22 protein-coding genes and 1 riboswitch are annotated in these 20,250 nt (G+C 45.1%); of the genes, 4 read left to right on the forward strand and 18 right to left on the reverse strand.

What is annotated here, in order from left to right; all coding sequences use genetic code 11:
• Window positions 1-5 precede the first annotated feature (5 nt).
• The 5 genes from MHH60_RS19990 to MHH60_RS20010 all read right to left on the reverse strand — a co-directional run bounded on the left by MHH60_RS19990 (window position 6) and on the right by MHH60_RS20010 (window position 5,156).
• Window positions 6-773 (reverse strand): thiazole synthase, encoded by a 768-nt coding sequence (locus MHH60_RS19990; RefSeq protein ID WP_076133965.1) that lies wholly within the window; start codon window positions 771-773, stop codon window positions 6-8.
• A 55-nt stretch (window positions 774-828) separates the two neighbouring features.
• A complete protein-coding gene (thiS, locus tag MHH60_RS19995) occupies window positions 829-1,032 on the reverse strand; it encodes a sulfur carrier protein ThiS (RefSeq protein WP_038569682.1) in 204 nt (67 codons plus the stop codon).
• Between the two features lie 38 nt (window positions 1,033-1,070).
• Window positions 1,071-1,673, reverse strand: a complete 603-nt coding sequence (locus tag MHH60_RS20000) for a thiamine phosphate synthase (protein WP_076134083.1) — start codon at window positions 1,671-1,673, stop codon at window positions 1,071-1,073.
• 118 nt (window positions 1,674-1,791) lie between these two features.
• Window positions 1,792-1,893: riboswitch (TPP riboswitch) on the reverse strand.
• Between the two features lie 87 nt (window positions 1,894-1,980).
• Window positions 1,981-2,853 carry an SDR family oxidoreductase gene (locus tag MHH60_RS20005; protein WP_076133964.1) on the reverse strand — a complete coding sequence of 291 codons (873 nt, stop codon included), beginning with the start codon at window positions 2,851-2,853 and terminating at the stop codon, window positions 1,981-1,983.
• A 236-nt stretch (window positions 2,854-3,089) separates the two neighbouring features.
• Complete coding sequence (locus tag MHH60_RS20010) at window positions 3,090-5,156, reverse strand: GDSL-type esterase/lipase family protein (protein ID WP_232061241.1); 2,067 nt, start codon at window positions 5,154-5,156, stop codon at window positions 3,090-3,092.
• 293 nt (window positions 5,157-5,449) lie between these two features.
• On the opposite strand from MHH60_RS20010, the gene MHH60_RS20015 reads away from it, so the two are divergent.
• A complete protein-coding gene (locus tag MHH60_RS20015; RefSeq protein WP_143766645.1) occupies window positions 5,450-6,334 on the forward strand; it encodes an AraC family transcriptional regulator in 885 nt (294 codons plus the stop codon).
• A 77-nt stretch (window positions 6,335-6,411) separates the two neighbouring features.
• Here MHH60_RS20015 and MHH60_RS20020 read toward each other — a convergent pair whose 3' ends face one another.
• The 4 genes from MHH60_RS20020 to citZ form a co-directional block, all read right to left on the reverse strand.
• Window positions 6,412-6,840: a hypothetical protein gene (locus MHH60_RS20020; protein ID WP_076133961.1), complete on the reverse strand. Its 429-nt coding sequence runs from the start codon at window positions 6,838-6,840 to the stop codon at window positions 6,412-6,414.
• Between the two features lie 127 nt (window positions 6,841-6,967).
• Window positions 6,968-7,909, reverse strand: coding sequence for a malate dehydrogenase (mdh, locus tag MHH60_RS20025; RefSeq protein WP_076100099.1), 942 nt, complete (start codon window positions 7,907-7,909; stop codon window positions 6,968-6,970).
• 80 nt (window positions 7,910-7,989) lie between these two features.
• Window positions 7,990-9,285 carry an NADP-dependent isocitrate dehydrogenase gene (icd, locus tag MHH60_RS20030; protein ID WP_036678918.1) on the reverse strand — a complete coding sequence of 432 codons (1,296 nt, stop codon included), beginning with the start codon at window positions 9,283-9,285 and terminating at the stop codon, window positions 7,990-7,992.
• Window positions 9,286-9,432: 147 nt separating this feature from the next.
• On the reverse strand, window positions 9,433-10,545 hold the full coding sequence (gene citZ / locus MHH60_RS20035) for a citrate synthase (protein WP_036678915.1): 1,113 nt from the start codon (window positions 10,543-10,545) through the stop codon (window positions 9,433-9,435).
• A gap of 85 nt (window positions 10,546-10,630) precedes the next feature.
• On the opposite strand from citZ, the gene MHH60_RS20040 reads away from it, so the two are divergent.
• A complete protein-coding gene (locus MHH60_RS20040; protein WP_256717882.1) occupies window positions 10,631-10,756 on the forward strand; it encodes a hypothetical protein in 126 nt (41 codons plus the stop codon).
• 186 nt (window positions 10,757-10,942) lie between these two features.
• The gene (gene ytvI, locus MHH60_RS20045; RefSeq protein WP_076133960.1) at window positions 10,943-12,058 is read left to right on the forward strand and encodes a sporulation integral membrane protein YtvI; all 1,116 of its coding nucleotides are present in this window, start codon (window positions 10,943-10,945) and stop codon (window positions 12,056-12,058) included.
• A gap of 89 nt (window positions 12,059-12,147) precedes the next feature.
• Here ytvI and MHH60_RS20050 read toward each other — a convergent pair whose 3' ends face one another.
• Genes MHH60_RS20050 through MHH60_RS20060 form a run of 3 tightly spaced genes read right to left on the reverse strand, consistent with a single transcriptional unit; the run spans window position 12,148 to window position 14,294 of the window.
• Window positions 12,148-12,546 carry an FxsA family protein gene (locus tag MHH60_RS20050; RefSeq protein WP_036678910.1) on the reverse strand — a complete coding sequence of 133 codons (399 nt, stop codon included), beginning with the start codon at window positions 12,544-12,546 and terminating at the stop codon, window positions 12,148-12,150.
• Window positions 12,543-13,070: an acyl-CoA thioesterase gene (locus tag MHH60_RS20055; RefSeq protein WP_076133959.1), complete on the reverse strand. Its 528-nt coding sequence runs from the start codon at window positions 13,068-13,070 to the stop codon at window positions 12,543-12,545. Before MHH60_RS20055 ends, MHH60_RS20050 begins: the two co-directional genes overlap by 4 nt.
• A 39-nt stretch (window positions 13,071-13,109) precedes the next feature.
• Complete coding sequence (locus MHH60_RS20060) at window positions 13,110-14,294, reverse strand: MFS transporter (protein WP_076133958.1); 1,185 nt, start codon at window positions 14,292-14,294, stop codon at window positions 13,110-13,112.
• A gap of 128 nt (window positions 14,295-14,422) precedes the next feature.
• On the opposite strand from MHH60_RS20060, the gene MHH60_RS20065 reads away from it, so the two are divergent.
• Window positions 14,423-15,124 (forward strand): G1 family glutamic endopeptidase, encoded by a 702-nt coding sequence (locus MHH60_RS20065; RefSeq protein WP_256715068.1) that lies wholly within the window; start codon window positions 14,423-14,425, stop codon window positions 15,122-15,124.
• 185 nt (window positions 15,125-15,309) lie between these two features.
• On the opposite strand, the gene pyk is transcribed toward MHH60_RS20065, so the two are convergent.
• The 6 genes from pyk to MHH60_RS20095 all read right to left on the reverse strand — a co-directional run.
• The gene (pyk, locus tag MHH60_RS20070; protein WP_038569666.1) at window positions 15,310-16,728 is read right to left on the reverse strand and encodes a pyruvate kinase; all 1,419 of its coding nucleotides are present in this window, start codon (window positions 16,726-16,728) and stop codon (window positions 15,310-15,312) included.
• A 330-nt stretch (window positions 16,729-17,058) separates the two neighbouring features.
• Window positions 17,059-18,060: an acetyl-CoA carboxylase carboxyltransferase subunit alpha gene (locus MHH60_RS20075; protein ID WP_036678900.1), complete on the reverse strand. Its 1,002-nt coding sequence runs from the start codon at window positions 18,058-18,060 to the stop codon at window positions 17,059-17,061.
• 1 nt (window position 18,061) lies between these two features.
• Window positions 18,062-18,955 (reverse strand): acetyl-CoA carboxylase, carboxyltransferase subunit beta, encoded by an 894-nt coding sequence (gene accD / locus MHH60_RS20080; protein WP_076124903.1) that lies wholly within the window; start codon window positions 18,953-18,955, stop codon window positions 18,062-18,064.
• A 72-nt stretch (window positions 18,956-19,027) separates the two neighbouring features.
• A complete protein-coding gene (locus MHH60_RS20085) occupies window positions 19,028-19,216 on the reverse strand; it encodes a hypothetical protein (protein WP_036678895.1) in 189 nt (62 codons plus the stop codon).
• Between the two features lie 146 nt (window positions 19,217-19,362).
• Window positions 19,363-19,863, reverse strand: coding sequence for a phosphatidylglycerophosphatase A family protein (locus MHH60_RS20090; RefSeq protein ID WP_036678892.1), 501 nt, complete (start codon window positions 19,861-19,863; stop codon window positions 19,363-19,365).
• A gap of 74 nt (window positions 19,864-19,937) precedes the next feature.
• The coding region (locus MHH60_RS20095; RefSeq protein ID WP_341161155.1) for a hypothetical protein at window positions 19,938-20,250 on the reverse strand (313 nt) is incomplete at its 5' end.

Genomic DNA, 20,250 nt, shown 5'->3' on the forward strand with positions numbered 1-20,250 from the left:
CCAATTCAGTTCAGAAATCCAGTCAACGGTGACGAAGCAAAAGCAACTTCTTCTACAGGACCCAGTCCTGCCAAATAAGCTTTACGGCCAGCGGATATCGCCTCACGGAACGCTTCCGCCATGACGAGCGGATTACGTGCCGTTGCAATAGCCGTATTAAGCAGAACAGCAGCGGCCCCCATCTCCATTGCTTCCGCCGCTTCCGACGGCTTGCCAATCCCGGCATCTACAATAATTGGCAAATTCACTTCTTCAATAAGAATACGCACAAGCTCCTTGGTGCGCAGGCCGCGATTCGTCCCGATCGGCGCACCAAGCGGCATCACAGCAGCAGCACCGGCATCTCTCAGACGTAAAGCAGCTGAAAGGTCCGGACTCATATAAGGCAATACTACAAAACCCTCCGCTGCTAAAATCTCTGTAGCTCGTATGGTCTCCAGATTATCTGGAAGCAGGTATTTCTGATCATTGATCACTTCGATCTTGACCCAGTTCCCCAGTCCCGCAGCTCTTGCTAATCTCGCAATACGGACTGCCTCTTCCGCTGTGCGCGCTCCTGAGGTATTAGGCAGAAGAGTCATATGGCCGGGAATGTGGTTCATGATATTTTCTGCGCCAGCTTCTGGGTCCACTCGGCGAAGCGCTACAGTGATCACCTGAGAACCAGAGCTAGCAATCACTTCGGGGATCAGCGTATTCCGGCTATATTTTCCGGTTCCGATAAATAATCTACTGGTTAATTCGATGCCGCCAATATGTAACTGGTCATGCATGAAATTACCTCCCTTTGGTTCTTATAAATTTCTCAAAATTCTATACCGCTCCATCTCAACCCCCACCAACAAAGTGCACCAGTTCCAAACGATCATCCTCGCTCAGAGCAGTACTTTCATAATTCTCCTTACTGACAATTTCTCCATTCAGCTCAATGATCATCAGACGACCCGACCACTCAGGAAGACTGATCAAATCAGCTATAGTTTGAATACCACCAGAACACTCTGCGGATTTCCCGTTAATCAACAGCTTCATTCTGAATCACCCCCTTCGGCCCTGCTGTTACCTCCAGGCTATGAATGAACCGCCTTATGAATAGCTTTGGCGGCCTCATAAGGATCATCCGCTCCGCAAATACCGGACATCACAGCAACTCCTGCCGCACCTTTCCTGATGATCTGCGCCGCATTAGCGGGGCTAATTCCGCCAATCGCAATGACAGGAATAGAGCTGGTCTTCACCGTTTCTGCAAGCAGCTCTAGCCCACGTGCGGGCAGCCCTAACTTGCTATCCGAGGGAAATACATGACCAAACAAGCAATAATCAGCTCCCTGCTCTGAAGCATTCGCCGCTTCTTCCGGAGAATGAACCGATCTCCCCAGCCGAAGCTGAGGTGCAATTCGCCGGGCTGTATCCGGGCTCAGACTGTGACAAGCCAACTGAATTCCTGCGGCACCAGCTGCCAAGGCTACATCGATCCGGTCGTTGATTATCAGTTTGGTAGCGGGCATACCGGCAGCCAACAGCTCCTGTGCCGCAGCGAGTAGTTCGCGTGCAGGACATTGCTTATCTCTTAAGTGAATATAATCGACCCATGTCTGCACCGTGACAGCTAGTTCAACAAAATGTCTTTGCTGCAGCTTGCCGTCTGATATTAGATGGATCTCAGCTTGCACCACTCGCGATCTCCTCTCTCTCACTTCCCTATAGGTCAGTAAAAACAAAAAAACTGCCTCCCGTAAGGAAGGCAGTCAGAATCTGTATATAGACGGCACTACAAATAGACCGACAACAGAAATTCGTCCTCCACTTCCCTACGCTGGTCTTAACCAGATCAGGTTCAAAGGGTCCGGAAATCCATTCCGTCTCAGCCAATCGGCACCCCTAGTGACATAAATATACAATTTTAAAATACTAACGTGGTTTATAGTAACATATTTTTTTATTGAAATACACCCATTTATTCACATTAGCTGTACTGATCTAACCGTTTACTACCTCGCCACCATTTACATGAATAACCTGTCCAGTCACATAACTGGAATCGTCAGAGGCCAGATATACATAGGCTGGTGCCAGCTCCTCTGGTTGTCCAGGCCGTTTCATAGGCTGTGTACCTCCGAACTCGCTAACCTGTTTTGCATCAAAGGTAGAGGGAATCAGCGGTGTCCAGATTGGACCTGGTGCTACACCATTTACCCGTATGCCCTTCTCTGCCAGATTCGTGGACAAGGATCGTGTGAAGCTAAGAATAGCTCCTTTAGTTGATGAATAGTCCAGCAGCTGCGGGCTTCCGCGATAAGCGGTAATTGAAGTTGTATTTATAATTGTAGATCCTGCTTTTAAATGAGGCATAGCTGCTTTTGTTAAATAGAACATCGCAAATATATTCGTACGGAAAGTACGCTCTAGCTGCTCGGAAGTAATATCCTCGATCTTAGCTTGCGGATGTTGCTCTGCCGCGTTATTGATGAGAATATCAAGCTTTCCTAAGCTCTCCACCGTCTGTTTAATAAGATCTTTACAGAATTTCTCGTCACCGATATCACCTGGAATGAGGATACATTTGCGGCCTTCCTGCTCGACCTGACGTTTAGTTTCCTCTGCATCTGAGTGTTCATTAAGATATGAAATGACCACATCAGCGCCTTCTTTAGCAAAAAGCACAGCAACTGCACGCCCAATTCCGCTGTCTCCACCGGTAATCAACGCCGCCTTGTCTTGCAGTTTACCTGCTGCTTTATAATTTGCCGGCTCGTATTTGGGCAGCGGCGTCATTTCACTCTCAATCCCTGGCTGATGATACTGCTCCTGTGGGGGTAAGGTTTTTGTAGCTTGTTTATTGTTGCCTGACATCTTCCCTATCTCCTCTCGTTAAGCAAATTGATAGTTAACTGATCGTCTTAGGATGGCACAACTATGCACGTTTATACGCTGGGTTTGTCATTTTCTTAAATCGCTTTACGAATCTTACTTACCACAATGCAAGTGGAAATAAACAACTGTGAGAGGTAAACTGCTGTAAGTGGAGAGGACTTCACCGCATACAAAAAGGCACAGCATCGATGCTGTGCCTTGAATTGTTCACCTAACTATTTCAGAGAAGAAACATGATTTTCTGCATTCACTTCATGTTCCAGCACCCACATGAAATAAAGAGCTTTAGCCGCTTTCTCCCGGGTCACTATAGCTTTAGGTTCTAGTTCTGTCCCATTGACCATTTTGCCTCTGGCAATCCCCACTTCAGATCTAATGAGTCCTAATTCATATGCACTTTTCACTTTTGAAATTAAATAAGGAGAAATGTCCGCTGTATCAACAAGCTGCGTCCAGGATACAAGAGGATAGTACATCGCACCTCTAGCTCCTGGATCCAGATTCGAATCATAGCCAGGATCTCCTGGCACTACTGCTGTGCCGTTATAATCAGTCATGTACTTAGGTTTATTAGCAAACTTTATTTGGTAAACATCATAGAGAATAGCACCCATCGTTTCACGTGACAGCTTACCTTTCGGATAATAGGCAAGATCTGATCTTTCCACTTTCATTAACTTAGAAATACTACGTGTGAATTCAGCAACTGTCATCTCCGTATCCGGATTAAAATTCCCATGACGGTCTTTGCCCATTACTCCCAGCTGGATTAATTTTTCAATTTGATTACGGTAATAAGCAGCTTCCCCAGTCGTCGTATCATTCGTTATTTCCGGAAAAATCTTACCCCAGTTCCCTGTTAGTGCCGCATGCTTAACGTTCCCTTTAAGGTAAGGAGTAATGGAGGCAGCAGTAGAATCGCCAGTAGCACCTTTCTCTACAAGCTCCGTGACAATCATCCGTGAAAATTGTTTGGCGAGCGCTTCTTTAAAATGAGTCCCATCGACTTTCTTTGAAGGATGCCCGTTAGCGTAACTTCCGTCATTTGTTTTGCCTGGCGTTTCTCCGGCTTCAATTGACATGAAGAGGGATGTTATTGCTTCTACACCGATCTCGTTATAATATTTCAGACTTTCCGAGTTAAGGTCAATAAGTGTAACTCCAGATTCATCTGCGACCCGTTTAAGAATATCTACAAACTTTCTTGATTTAAAAGAATTTTCATAGATATATCCCGGACTTGCATTCCCTTTGATTCTGGACATTGGGGTTACCAGTACTGGTATCATGCCTCGGGCTTGAATCGCAGGGAGATAAACTTCTTTAAGGTAGTTTTCATACATTGCTTCGGTCGAACCTCTGCCGTAACGTCTGAACTCATCTGCACTCTCATCATTGTGTCCGAATTGAATAAACACATAATCCCCAATGCTGCCATTCAGTAAAATGTCGTTAAGGCGACCTTCTGTATAGGCATTTTTAAACGAGCGTCCTCCCATGGAATAGTTAGTTACACTCACTTTATGTTGATTAAACATACTGCCAATAATCTGACCCCAACCACTCATTGGTGCTTCGTCGAAGGTGTAGGACTTGACCGTGGAATCTCCAAGTATAAATAAATTCGGAAGAGCTCCAGCTGCTCTATGCTGTGGCAAAATCGGTTCCAGTATGATCTCCTCAATCCCCACGGCTGTGTTCACTTTGCTCGGTTCGATCTCAATATCTATATGGTCACGGCCGTTTACATACGTATAAGTCCACTCTTTCCCTTTGGCTACAGCCGTATGATTGACGGGTACAAGCTTTGCCGCGTCCCAATGTCCACTTTTCAACAAGCGGCTGGTCTGCATTCCTGATACTGACACGATCCCATCCTCAGCGTCAGAAGACGTTTTTACATATACGTTGTAGGTGCCAGGGGGCGCATCCATTCGAAACGCCATACCATAGTTGTTATAATTATCTTTCTCAGATTTAGGTTCAGCAAAAAAATAAGGTTCTGTGATGAAAAAACCTGTTCCATCGGATGTAATTGAGTCGGTGTGCACTTCTCTGGCGGGTAAAGCGTTGGTCTCTTGAACAAAACCATAACCTAAAGATGAGTCATACAATTGTGCACCTCGATTAGAATCATACCTAATGGATTGATACCCTGTTTTAACTTGGTTTGTAAAATTGAACTTGTATACGTTTGCAATTTGGATTGGAGGTTGCCTCTCTGCCCCATCTTTTATAAAGGCTGCCTCTGTTGTACCGTGAGTAAGAGTCAATGAAGCCATTAGTAAAGAAGATAAGATTAGTATATTCCTACACAGCTTTCTCACTTCATTACACTTCCTTCCGTTTCTCGAAGTACTTTCCTAGGTTCCTCCATTATCCCTGTTCTCTAAACTGATTCAAATGATGATTTCATTCTTTTTTTTGACCTTTTGTAACGTAAACCATGGAATGATCAACGGCTCACACTGCAACACGGTCATATGTATAGGTATCCTTGATATAATTAAGAACATCCCTATTGATCCTAAGGAGGAGAACTCCTATCGCTTACAAAGTCAGCTTTCCGAACATTATGAGTACACTGCAGCTGATCGGTGTTCATTATCGTGTAGCAGAACCTGGATGGGCATACCCTGATCATCATCACAAAATCTTCGAACTATTGTATTGCTACGACGGCAACTCCCATCAATATGTAGAAGGAAGCTCCATTGCCTTTGGTAAAGGAGATTGGTTAATTATTCCGCCTGGTTTACGTCATTATGTAATTAATTCTGGCCTGAGCAACTATATCTACCTCTCCTTTCATTTCGATATTGACGATTTAAAGTTTCGTGAATGGTTTCAGTCTCAGGCTGTACAGAAATGGAATAACCACCAAATGCAGCGTTCGGGATTAAATCAGCAGCTGGAACATTTGGATGAATTTATTAAGAATAATATTCTTGCCACGACGGCATCCACTGGATTTCCCGAGGACATTGAAGAAATGATCCTTGTAAAAGAAAGGCTTCGTTTGCAAGCGATCATCCTGATGATTTTGACTGAACTCATTGATGTACAGCTCTCGAATTCGGAGAATTCCAACACAGCGCGACAAGCAAACTCTTTGTACGAGGTGGAAACTGCTCATCAGATCGAAAAATATATTGCAGCCAATATTCATTTGCCGGAGCTCACGGTTAATTTGATTGCTGAGCAGCTTTGCTTAAGTCGGGTACAGTGCCATAAGTTGTTTACAAAGGTATATAAGATATCTCCTAGGCAGTACATAACTGATCTAAGATTAAAAAAGTCAAAACATTTGCTGCTTCATACCGATTTAAAAATACAGATGATTTCTGAACAACTCGGGTTTGCTTCCCAGAGCCACTTCAGCCGACAATTCAAACGATGGACGGGTGTTTCTCCGTTAAATTACCGGCCAAAATCTTATACGGATCCTATCAGGGATTAACGTTTTATGAAGATAAATTACCGGAACATACGAAAAACCCGCTCTCCATTACGGAGGCGGGTATAGTTCGATGTAGATTAAATTATGTCGTTAAACACCATGAAGAATACCATCAATAGCAATGACACTGTAAGCAGTGCACTAAGTGTGCGCAATTTGCCAGTCTCTGCGCTAACATCGCGGTTCTCACGAATTCCAGCTGCTGCAAGACGCAAAGGCTTGCTCATAATACCGCCAAGCGCAAACATCGCTAGCAGTAACACAACAACAATAATCATCCACGCTACTGAATAATCACCTTTGGTCATCATGTAACCACCTGTAAGGAGTTGGATCACCAATCCATACTGCGCAAAACGATTAAATCCGGTTACGGCACTTAACGTTCCTTCTTTAGCCCCAGACGACAGTTTCTCTGCACGCCCTAGGATGAAGGGTAGCACAAGGTAGAAGCCAAGTGCCAAGGTTCCGATCATATGTAAGAAAAACAAAACGTTCCAATCCATAACATATCTCCTCCGTTTTAACTGTGATAATAGTTACATTTAATTATACCCATTTTTGCTTGAGAAGAAAAGGAAACCCCCATTTTAAGTAAACAAAATGGGGGTTTCTTCATACCTCTGTCACAATCTATACAGTTAGCACAGCTGTTACGCTACGAACGGATTCAGCAGACTTATCTAAAGCCGCTTTTTCCTCAGCTGTAAGCTCCAGTTCAAAAATCTTCTCGATACCGTTGGCACCAAGTAACGCCGGAACACCCATGAACAGGTTATCGTAGCCATATTCTCCTTCGAGCAAAGCGATAACCGGAATGATCCGTTTTTTGTCCTTCAAGATAGCTTCTGCCATCTGAACTAAAGAAGCCGCTGGTGCATAATAAGCACTACCATTTCCTAAGAGGTTAACAATCTCTCCGCCACCCACACGTGTACGTTGCACAATCTCATCAATACGCTCCGCAGATATCAATGTATCAATTGGAATACCACCAACACTGGAATACCTTACGAGCGGTACCATATCATCGCCGTGTCCGCCTAATACGAAACCACGTACATCTTCAACAGATACCTTCAGCTCTTGTGCAATAAACGTGTTATAACGGGCTGTATCCAGCACTCCGGATTGTCCAATTACGCGACTCTTCGGAAAACCCAGCGCATTAAATGCCGCGTAGGTCATAGCGTCAACTGGATTACTCAGAATGATTACAATGGAATCTGGTGCTACACGTTTTATGTTCTCGCATACCGACTTCACAATACCTGCATTGGTGTTCACGAGATCATCGCGACTCATTCCAGGTTTACGGGCAATCCCCGCAGTGATGATTACAATATCTGAATCCGCAGCATCTTCATAGCTTGAGGTTCCTGTAATTTGACTATCAAATTTCTGTACAGGACCTGCTTCCAGCATATCAAGTGCCTTCCCCTTGGTTGTGTTCTCCATTTGTGGGATGTCAAGCAGCACAACGTCACCAAGCTCCTTTTGAGCAAGCATAAGAGCTGTAGTGGCACCAGTAAAACCGGCACCTACAACTGTAATTTTATAACGTTTGATTGCCAAGGATTCTCCTCCTAGAACGGTGTCGGTATAGCTTGTATTAGCTAAACTTCAATATATTCAGTTGGTTGAGCCAGCCTATCTTAGAGGTGATTAATAATTTCGTCGGCAAATGCAGAGCATTTCAGTTCAGTTGCGCCCTCCATCAGACGGGCAAAGTCATAAGTCACGGTCTTGTTATTAATAGCTGTTTCCATACCTTTATAAATCAGATCTGCTGCTTCCTGCCAGCCCAGATGCTCCAGCAACATTACGCCGGACAGAATCACGGAACCAGGGTTCACAACATCTTTGTCTGCATATTTAGGTGCGGTGCCATGAGTGGCTTCAAAAATCGCATGTCCAGAAATATAGTTAATGTTCGCTCCAGGAGCGATACCGATACCGCCGATTTGCGCAGCAAGCGCGTCAGACAGGTAATCCCCGTTCAGGTTCAAGGTAGCAATAACATCAAAATCAGTCGGACGAGTCAGAACTTGTTGCAATGCGATATCCGCAATGGCATCCTTGATGATAATTTTGCCCGCAGCTTCAGCATCCTTCTGAGCAGCATTGGCAGCAGCTTCACCTTCACGTTCTTTAATCACATCGTATTGATTCCAAGTGAAGACCTTATCTCCGAACTCTTGCTCAGCAACTTCATAACCCCAGTTTTTGAAGGCACCTTCAGTGAACTTCATGATGTTTCCTTTGTGCACAAGCGTTACGCTCTTGCGTCCGTGTTTGATCGCATATTCAATAGCAGCGCGCACTAGACGTTTCGAACCTTCGGAGGATACTGGTTTGATACCAATACCAGAAGTTTCAGGGAAACGGATTTTGTTAACTCCCATCTCTTTTTGCAGAAATTCGATGACTTTCTTCACTTCAGCAGAACCTTCTTGATATTCAATCCCTGCATAAATATCCTCCGTATTCTCACGGAAAATAACCATATCCACCAGCTCAGGACGTTTAACAGGAGAAGGAACCCCTTCGAAATAACGAACTGGACGCAGACATACGTACAAATCCAACTCTTGACGCAAAGCTACGTTCAATGAACGAATACCGCCTCCGATTGGAGTCGTAAGCGGACCTTTAATAGCTACAAAATATTCACGGATTGCCTCCAAAGTATCATTTGGCAGCCATTCGCCATATGTATTGAAGGCTTTTTCGCCAGCAAAAACTTCGTACCAAGCGATTTGCTTTGTGCCGCCATAAGCTTTAGTTACTGCTGCATCAAGTACACGTTTGGAAGCCTTCCAAATATCACGGCCAGTGCCGTCACCCTCGATAAAAGGAATGATTGGATGATTAGGAACCTGCAGTTTACCATCTTTAATTGTGATTTGTTCGCCTTCTGTTGGCAGATCGAATTTTTCTAGTTTCAACATTTGAGTGTATTCCTCCTAAAGTTTTGTGGGATTTAATTTCTCATGGACAAGTCTCGAACAAAACTCTCTACGCATGAATATGCATTATTGCATATATTCTAGGGTTCATTCTACTAAACTTTAGGAGCAGCCTGCAAGGCTGCCCTTCTATCTTTCGTCTACTGGAACGTATTTCTGTTCAATCATACCTGTGTATTCTGCACGTGGCCGGATAATACGGTTATCTGTATATTGCTCCAGAATATGTGCAGTCCAGCCTGAAGTCCGGCTAATTGCAAAGATAGGAGTGAACAGCTCACGTTCAATACCCAGTTGTGTATAAACTGATGCCGAATAGAAATCAACATTCGGTTTAAGTCCCTTTTGTCCGGTAATCAATTCTTCGATATTTACGGACATATCATACAGCGTAGTATCATTCTTCATTGTGCCAAGTTCAAGTGACATTTTCATCAGGTGTTTAGCACGCGGATCACCATTTTTGTATACTCTATGGCCGAAGCCCATGATCTTCTCACGGTTATCCAGCTTCTTACGAATATAAGGTTCAACCGCTTCCAAACTTCCGATCTCTTCAAGCATCTTCATAACGGCTTCATTCGCCCCACCGTGAAGTGGACCCTTGAGTGCGCCGATAGCGGAGGTCACGCCGGAATAAATATCAGACAAGGTTGCAACCGTAACCCGGCCTGCAAAAGTCGAAGCATTCAGCTCATGGTCCGCATGAAGCACAAGTGCGGTATCAAGCGCTTTAACAGATACACTGTCAGGCTCTTTTCCCCATAGCATATACAGGAAGTTCTCGGCAATCGAGACGCCTTCTTTAGGAGCCACAGGTTCCAGACCTTTGCGAATACGCGATAGGGCTGCCACAACCGTCGGGAGCTGTGCCTGTAGTTTTACTGCTTTAATCTCGTTAGCTTCTCTACTCATATCGTCAGCCGCTTCATCATAGAGAGCAAGGCTTGATACAGCAGTCCGCAATGCTGCCATGGTGTTGGTGTCTTTCGGGTAGAGCTTCATTTGCTCGATAACTGGCTCAGGAATCCGTGCGAAAGCACTGAAATCCCGTTTGAGCGCTTCCAGCTCTGGTGTTGTTGGTAGACTGCCAAACCACAATAAATAAGCAGTTTCTTCGAAGGTAGCATTTTCTGCTAGATCATCAATATCATAACCACGGTAAGTGAGTACCCCATCCACAATAGAGCTAATGGATGAAGTTGTTGCAACGATACCTTCCAAGCCTTTGGTAGCTGTCATAGCATATCTCTCCTTTGCCAACAAGGTATAAAAAGCATTCTCGGTTTCATGAAAACATTTCCAATTTAAAGCATTGAAAAATCTAATGAGTGCAGTTCAAGGACATATCCGGCGAGGATGTTGTCTGACTTTCGTAATCGAATCTTTATTCATCATACTGGATTTTGTCGGTTATGTGAACAATGTGGAAGCTTTGCAGCGCATCAAATGATTTTATCACAGAGATAGAAAAAAACTTCTAAACCCTTGATTCACAGTTGAGATTTTAGTTTATAGCATCCGGTTCAGCCCAATATTTATCCCGTTTCCTAGTCTTTAAATAGGTTCTATGAATATATATGAAGACGAGCTTTTATTCCCCTGCATCCGCAGGAATGAAGGAGGTGTAGATCTTCGTATGGACCGATTAGCATTAAAAAGACTGCTGCGCGGCCTGTGGGTCGTTCTGGCTACCTCTATCCTGCTGCTGGCAATCTATGTATTGCTTCCGCTGTTATACCCCCTTCTGCTCGCTTGGCTGCTCGCATATATCATGCATCCGCTAGTGTTGATTCTTAAAGGCCTTAAGCTCCCAGCATGGCTGGCGGTGTCGCTATCGCTGCTATTTTACATAGGCGGAACTGCACTAGTACTGACCGCGATGATTACAAGGCTAGTGAAAGAATTGATCGTGCTGCTGCAGACCTTTAATCTTCATACGGACCAATGGAGAGAGCTTTTGCTGTCCTTGAGCCAGAATGCAAGCATACAGAATATCATCAACCAGATAAATCAGTTCTACCGCGACAATCCTGACTATCACGCCACCATTGACAGCAATATCAGCAGAACAACGGAAACAGTTGGTTACGCAGTTACGCAAGTAGTGACCGGATTTTTTAATGTGATCTTGAAGCTGATCTCCGCTCTACCCAGTATGGGTACAATTCTTATCGTGGTCGTTCTCGCTGCCTTTTTTATTAGTACTAGCTGGGAAAGACATAATGCCAAACTCACAAGCTGGCTGCCAGCCCCATTCTTAAAGCCTGTATCGGGTATCTGGCGGGATCTGCGAAAAGCTCTCTTCGGTTATCTCCGGGCTCAGCTAATCCTGATCTCCATTACAGCGGTCATTGTCGTGATCGGGTTGCTGCTGCTGGGTGTAAAATCTGCTTTCGCCATTGGCTTAATGATTGGTTTTGTAGATTTGCTGCCTTATTTAGGGGTTGGAATCGTAATGATTCCTTGGGCGTTATACTCTTACATGACAGACAATCTGGCACTGGGGATCGGACTTACTATCCTATATGCCGTTATCCTTGTAACCCGCCAAGTGCTTGAGCCGAAAGTGCTCGCCAGCAGCATTGGGCTTGATCCCCTTGCTATGCTGGTCGGTATGTTTGCAGGTTTGCAGCTGTTCGGCATGCTTGGGCTGATCATCGGTCCCGTTATTCTAGTTATCCTTGTAGCCTTTAACCGAGCAGGTGTATTTCACGCGTTACACAGCTATATTGTCAGCGGAAGACTAAGATAATAAACAATACCCTACAATTCTTGGAATAGCAAAACAGAGCAGACTCCTATCAATGACAGGGGCCCGCTCTGTTTTAGTTTTGATTATGACTAGCGGCGGTAAAAGGTGAAGGTACCGTTTTTCATCTTTTTCTCAATCCACTTCAGCAAAAATATACGATACAAAGGCCGAGTCAACGGAAACACCAAGGAGAAACCTACAATATCCGTTACGAAACCAGGTAAGATCAGCAGTAAGCCACCGAAAAAAATGCATAGGCCATCCAGCATCGTCCGGCCTGGAACGCGTCCCTCCTGCATATGTGTTCTGCTGTCTTGCAGCACTTTATTCCCTTCGAAACGCATCATCAATAAACCGATAACCGAGGTCGTCAACATAAGCAGCAGCGTTTTGAATGCTCCAAGTTGATCTGCTACGAAGATAAAGCCGAATAATTCCACGGCAGGAATGATAAATAATGCAGCCCACAACCATTTGCTTCTAATCATACAGAACCCCTTTCTTCCCGCAGCGCTCCTTTAATCGCGTGAAACAGCTCCGGAAGGGCTCTATCCAGCCTGGCAGGCTTCCATTCTCGATTCACCCAAACATGATTTGTCGAGCCGGTAACCAGCAGTTCCCCGGGGAGGTCCATCGACCGCAATTGTCCCAAAGTAGCCGCTGAACCCTCTAAATTCCTACCTTCTGCTTCCGAGAGCCTCCGCACCTGATACTCAAATGCGACTCTTAACGCCGAAAAGGTAGTCATTCGCGCATACACGGAGATAAGATCATCATATCGCGCCGGACTTTTAAATTGCAAATCGGCTGAGGTAACAGGAAGCAGCACTCCCTGATTCTCAAGCTCACGATAAGTAAAGCCAAGCTGACGTAACAACTCCGTACGGCCAGACTCAAACCAGTTCAAATAATTCGCATGATACACAACGCCCATCTGATCACTTTCCTGGTATCGAACACGCAGGGTAGACTCATACCACCGGCTTCGCAAGCCGCCTTGCTGTAATTCCATTTATAAATACTCCTTTCGGCATAGGCAGCAGGGAGAGCTTTAGGCCCGGGCCCCGTCTGAAGATAGCTTTGTCGTCGATAGTTTGCTTCGGGAGCTTCTGGCGACATAAAATAGCAGCATCGCTCCTGCAATTGAACTCAACATACAAGACAGGTTCATCACTTCTACGCCGCCTTGATTGAGCAAGAATCCATTTAATAAATTGCCCACAACACCGGCAAAACCCGAGAACACCATATTAAAAACACTTTGCCCGGTCGCCTGCATCTCATTAGAGGTGATCTGAGATACATATTCAACAGCAGCAATATAAAAGAACCCGAATGACAGACCATGCAGTACCTGCACTCCAATCATTACGGATGGATAAGGGAATGCCACCTGAATGCCCCACCGCAAAACATAAATAAATGCGCCAAGGAGCAGCGTCCGCTCGCGCCCCAGCTTTTTGATTACCTTGGAAGCAAACAGCATGGAGGGCACGTTCGTTACAGATGCGAGAAAAAGCGCAATTCCTGCATAACGAGTTGAACCTCCAACCGACTGAAACGCGATGACGAAGTAGGTTCCAAAAGCAGTCATCGTCTGGTTCACAAGAAAACTGCCACCCAAAAACGCTAGGAACACCCGATTCCCCAGCAGCTTTTTAACTCCCTGAGAAAACGATTGCCGCATCATATGATTCTCTTCTGCCTGCTTCGGCAGCTTCAATGCAATTAGAACCGCGATCAGATTAAACATAAGAAAGGGCAGCCATATCGTGGATACAGAGAAGGACGATACATACAATCCGCCTAAATAAGCTCCCACAGCCGCTCCAATGCTCATCATAAGCCTTATGCTGCCATAAGTAGCCCCAGCCCTCTTCGCCGCTGAAATCGCGTAAGAATCGGCTATAGGCGCCTGTGTTGAGGAAAAGATTGTTGAGAGGGTATACACCAGCAGTAACACAATAAAATATTCCGAACGGTAAAAGACCGCTAATAAAGCCGGTATCGCCACACTTAGGATTAGTACCAAACGCGTCTGATTATACCGATCCGAAACAATTCCCCATATTGGCTGAATCGTGATCGCAATTAGCGTGCCTGTTGCCATTAGTATACCTATCTGCCCGCTATCAAGTCCATTGTGGACAAGCAGCAGCGTTAGATATGAGCCAAATGAACCACCGGCCAATCCTAAAAACAGATAAAAGCCGCGCAGCTTCGATAATTTTTCCATGTTAAGCTACAAATCCTCTCCAGCTTCTTAAATCAAGCATTGCACTCTCTTATATTTTAGCAGAACACCCGTACTTCCTATGTAATCACCGCATTTAATATAGCAGTACTATAAAGGCGGTGGACAAGTTGAATGATAAACAAAATTCTATTCGGGTCAATCATCCATGTCTAAAGGACAAATCTAATACGAACAAATTTCAAAGCTCCGGCTTCGGCTGGTCTTCAACAAACTGGAGCGGATATACGATCACTGGAAAAAAGGGGGCCTTTAACCGCATTGCCGGCGAATGGATCGTTCCATATGTAAAACCAACCTCTAATTCTTCCTATTCCTCTGCTTGGATTGGTATTGACGGCTTCAAGAATAGCAGCCTGATCCAAACAGGAACAGGTCATGAATTCGTAAATGGCCGTGCCCGGTATTACGCTTGGTGGGAAATCCTACCTGATGTCGAAACGGTAATTCCCCTTCCAGTGAGCCCTGGAGACCATATAAAAGCGAACATCACGAAGGTAGGCCGCAACAAATGGACGATTACGCTCCGCAATTTGAGCCGAAATTGGATTTTTCGAACATTACAACGTTACACCGGACCTCAAACCTCTGGTGAATGGATTATGGAGGCTCCCGAGGTAGACGGTTCGATCGCAAAGCTAGCGCGCGTCTCCCCTACTTGCTTCTATTGCTGTCGAATTAATGGCAAAAGTCCGAGGCTTACTCTCAATATGGGAGGAATCATGGTGCAAAATAACACTACTATCGCCGTTCCTTCTTGTCCAAACCATCGTGGGGATTCTTTTACTGTCAAACGAACATACCCCAAATAAAAATACTCGAACCTATCATTCGAGATTTGTTATTAACAGCATAAATGGATTTAACATAATCTTCAATCGAATATGTTGATAAAAACGAAAAAAGGGCTGCCTCGCTTGTAGATTTTCACTACAGTTGAGACAACCCTTTAATTAAGCTTTATGAAATCTGCTAAACAGGTGAAGCCAATCGAGAACTACTCGATTGTGCTTACTTTTACCAAGTTAGTGGAACCAGAACGTCCAAGTGGAATTCCTGCAGTAATCACAACTAGGTCACCAGTTTGAACCAGACCGGAATCCTTACCACCTTTGATTGCTGTTTCCAGCAGCTCATCTGTGGAAGATGCAACTTGTCCGAACACTGGCGTTACGCCCCAAACGAGGGACAATTGACGCATAGTTCTTTCTTGTGTTGTAACAGCAATGATTGGTGCTTTAGGACGGTATTTAGAAACAACGCGTGCAGTATGACCTGTTACAGTCGAAGAAATGATAGCCTTAGCGTTAAGATCCAAAGCAGAAATTGCAACGGATTGGCTGATTGCTTCTGTAACTGTAGTTTCTTGTGCAGTTTGTTGCTTCATGAAGATTTCATGGTGGTTCAGAGCGGATTCCGCTTTCTCAGCAATGCGGGACATTGTAAGTACGGATTCTACTGGATATTTACCAGCAGCAGTTTCTCCGGAAAGCATGATTGCATCTGTACCATCTAAAATAGCGTTTGCTACGTCACTTGCTTCAGCGCGAGTAGGACGTGGGTTGCGTTGCATGGAATCCAACATTTGTGTAGCTGTGATAACTGGTTTACCAGCAACGTTACATTTTTGAATCATCAATTTTTGAGCCAAAGGTACATCTTCAGCTGGGATTTCAACACCAAGGTCACCACGAGCAACCATCAGGCCGTCAGAAGCTTCTAAAATTTCATCAAGGTTGTCAACACCTTGTTGGTTTTCGATTTTGGAAATGATTTGGATGTGAGAAGCGTTGTTTTTCTCAAGCAGCTCACGAATTTCCTGAACGTCGCTAGCTTTGCGAACGAAGGAAGCGGCGATAAAATCGATGTCCTGTTCGATACCAAAAAGAATATCGTTGGTGTCTTTTTCCGTAATACCCGGCAAGGAGATGTTTACCCCTGGTACGTTAACGCCTTTTTTGCTCTTAATCGTACCACCGTTTACAATACGGGTCTTGATTTCTGTACCTTGAATGTCGACAACTGTCAAACCAATCAGACCGTCATCAATAAGGATTGTGGATCCTACTTGAACATCGTTAGGAAGTTCGCTGTACGTGATGGAAATACGATCTTGATTACCAAGGATCTCTTCCGTAGTCAGTGTCAGGTACTCGTCCTGAACAAGTTCAATCGGTTCTACTTCCAGCTTGCCTGTGCGAATCTCCGGTCCTTTAGTATCGAGCAGGATAGCAACTGTTTTGTTCAGTTCCTTAGATGCTTGACGGATCGTATTGATCCGAGCACCGTGCTCTTCGAAATCGCCGTGGGAGAAATTCAGACGGGCCACATTCATACCAGCCAAAATCAATTTTTTGATATTCTCCAACGATTCACTCGCAGGTCCGATCGTACATACAATTTTACTTTTCCGCATTAGGTTTTCCTCCGTTTTTTCGTTCTCTCTGTCTCACTTTTTCCAACTACAAAATCTACTACAAGGCTAACTAATAAAATAGGAACTTTGTCACATGTGCCTTTAAGTACGCCCTTATGAATATTACTGCAAACCGGACACAAAATCAATGTTGTAGGCACTTTTAGGTGTAACTTTAAGTCGAATTTTCTGTAAACATAAAAAAAATTAAAATAATCCCGTTAGTGGATCGAGATTATTTTAATTCCAATAAATTGTATATTTTACACTATATCCAAAAGACCCACTAAGTATAGCTATATGTCTTAAAGTGCAAATGATTTTGCACTTTTACACTTCTGACTTCACTTCTTCTTCAATAAAAATTTGTTCCTGCTGAGCCTCTGCAAACTCACCAATTTTACGGAATTTACGGTATCGATCATCCTTCAATTCCACTGAGTTCATCTGGGTTAGCTCCTGCAGATGCCGCCATAATGCATCCTTAATCGCCGCTGCCGTTGCTTCGTAATCCCGATGAGCGCCGCCTTTAGGCTCTGGTACGATCTCTTCTATAACTTCCATCTCAAGCAGATCAGCAGCCGTTATCTTCATGGCTTCTGCCGCTTGATCAGCCTTCGAAGCATCCTTCCACAGAATAGAGGCCGCTCCGTTAGGAGATATCGCCGAATAAATGGCATGTTCCAGCATGAGCACTCTATTGCCAACCGCCAATGCCAAGGCGCCACCGCTTCCGCCTTCACCGATGACCACACAGATTACAGGGACACCAAACTGAGACATCTCGCGTAAATTACGGGCAATCGCTTCGGATTGACCTCTTTCCTCGGCTGTATTGCCTGGGTATGCACCTTTCGTATCCACGAAGGTAATAATGGGACGTTTGAACTTGTCCGCTTGCTGCATCAGACGCAGCGCTTTACGGAAGCCCTCAGGGTGTGCACTGCCGAAGAATCGTAAAATATTCTCTTTGGTGTCTTTACCGCGCTGCTGGCCAATAACTGTAACCGGCAACCCATTTAGTTTACCTATGCCGCCTACAATAGCAAGATCATCCCCAAACATCCGATCACCGTGGAGTTCAATAAAATCTGTGAAGATCTGCCCCATAAGATCAAGGGAAGTCGGACGTCCTTGATGTCTAGCCAAATGCATTTTTTGCGAAGGAGAAATATTAGAATATATCTCTTCCTCCAGCACACGGTATCGTTCTTCCAGCCTAGCTACCTCGTCCGTAAAATCAATACCCTTCTCTTCGCCAAACTGCTTCAGTTCAGCAATCTTCTTGCGCATTTCTACCAGAGGCATTTCAAAAGGCAACTCTCCTGCCAACCTAAAATCCCCCTTTCACGTCATGCAGCTCCAAAATTTTAGTCAATGTAGCGCGCATTTCTTTGCGGTGCACGACCATATCAAGCAACCCATGCTGAAGATTAAATTCAGCGGTCTGGAAATCATCCGGAAGCTTCTGGCGAATGGTCTGCTCAATGACTATACGTCCTGCAAAACCAAATACCGCTCCAGGCTCTGCAATAATTATATCACCAAGGCTGGCAAAACTCGCAGATACTCCACCGGTAGTAGGATCCGTAATTATCGAGATGTAAAGACCACCAACCTCGTTAAAACGAGCCAGCGCAGCGCTGGTCTTCGCCATTTGCATTAGACTAAGAATACTCTCCTGCATTCTCGCTCCACCTGAAGTAGAGAAAATAAGGAGTGGAAGCTGTTGCTCTGTGGCCTCTTCTATCGCACGGGTGATCTTCTCCCCTACTACAGAGCCCATACTGCCTGAGAAAAATTCAAAATTCATCACAGCTACGATGACTGGATGGCCACCAATGGAACCCTGACCCGTAATTACGGCTTCAGTTTGTCCAGATTTCAGCTGCTGTTGCTCCACTTTGGAAGCGTAACCCGGAAATTTCAGCGGGTCGATAGAATACATTTCACTGTCAAACTCAATAAAGCCCTCAGGGTCTAATGTCATTGCAATGCGCTCCACAGCATTTAGGCGCAAGTGGTGACCACAATTAGGACATACCTTTAGGTTCTTCTCTAATTCCTTACTATACTGGATCGTTCCGCATTTATTACATTTGCTCATTAATCCTTCAGGGATTTCACGTTTGGGGCGTTCGCCTTCCGCAGGCCCGCCGCTCCGCTCCAGACGTTCTGAAGGAATAGTCGCGTACTTCCGTTTCTTCTGAAATAAATCTTTGAACACACCCGCACCTCTTCAGCCGTTTATTTGCGTTATGCAGCTTGCCGCTGTCATGACTTTTGTCTTGTAAGAAACTCAGGGATGCAGAATAAGATTAAGGACTTCCTGTACTTCCTCCAGTTCACCTGAAGGAACCAATATCTCAAACTGCTGCTTGGACATATTGATTGGACGGCATTCTACCAAAAAACCTTCTTCTGTCAGCTTACTCTTAATCATATCCGCCACTCTGGCGGTCGGCGCGATATATATTACCGTCCACATGCCCTGCAAGGCCTCCCCAATCTTAATTCCCAGCCGTATCCCGTATAATGGAATTATGATAACACAGTTTTCTTTTTTCCCGCAACAGGAGTAGGGCATAGGAAGCAAGACTGAGGAACTTGTTCAAACGAAATAAAGGGGCTCAATTATTCCTTGTCCGTGCCTAAAGGATATACTTTTGCCCCTTCATGCCGATGAGCAATTCTGGCGGAAGCGGCGGCAGCAATGCCGGCAACAAGGTCATCCAAGAACACATGAATCCTACCTTTATCATCGTTCAGTTCACCAATGATTCCAAGCTTTATTTTGTCCAAATACCCAAAACCTGTTAGTCCGATCATCCCATATACCCCTGTAATACCAAGTGCCAGAGTCTCGTCCGCTCCGTAGAGGGATTCATCAGCCTCCATTACCGCCTGCAGCGGCTGTGGAAGCAGTTTTTTCTCGGCTAATTCATCAAGAGCAACACCTGTCATTAAAGTATACTGCACTTCTCTTTTGCCCAAAACAGACTTGACGCTGGACAGACATTCATCCTTAGTTAAACCAGGATAATAAACCGATTGTAAAATATATACGATTTCAGCAATGGAGGAAAGTGATACACCTCTGCGTTCCAACAGATCTACTGCCATTTGATAGGACATGCTGCGACTCCCCTTTCCGTACAGGGATGTGCCCTGTGGTTTCCTAATGTATGCGGAAAAGGGGAGAATTGTTCTTATTTTATTCTTACCGTACCTGCACCCAGCATAACCTCGATCGCCGCGAAAAGTTCCTCGGACGGCTTAATTCGATAATTGTCGCTAAGAGCTAGGAGCTTCTGATTCTGTTCATAGAACAAAAGCGTCGCAGCTGGACCGGGATGATTCTGCAGCAGCTCTTTCAGGCGCGACAGCAACGCTGCATTCTCTGAGGCCGGCGTGATCTTGATAAAGACACGCTGGCCTGAGGTCGCCGCTGTTGTTGGCGCGGCCTGTGCAGGTGTTGCAGGCGGCGTTGTGCCGCCTGCTGGCCTGGCAGCCGGACCAGCG

Origin of the sequence: Paenibacillus sp. FSL H7-0716 (assembly GCF_038002705.1) — a bacterium.
GTDB lineage: Bacteria > Bacillota > Bacilli > Paenibacillales > Paenibacillaceae > Paenibacillus_AQ > Paenibacillus_AQ odorifer.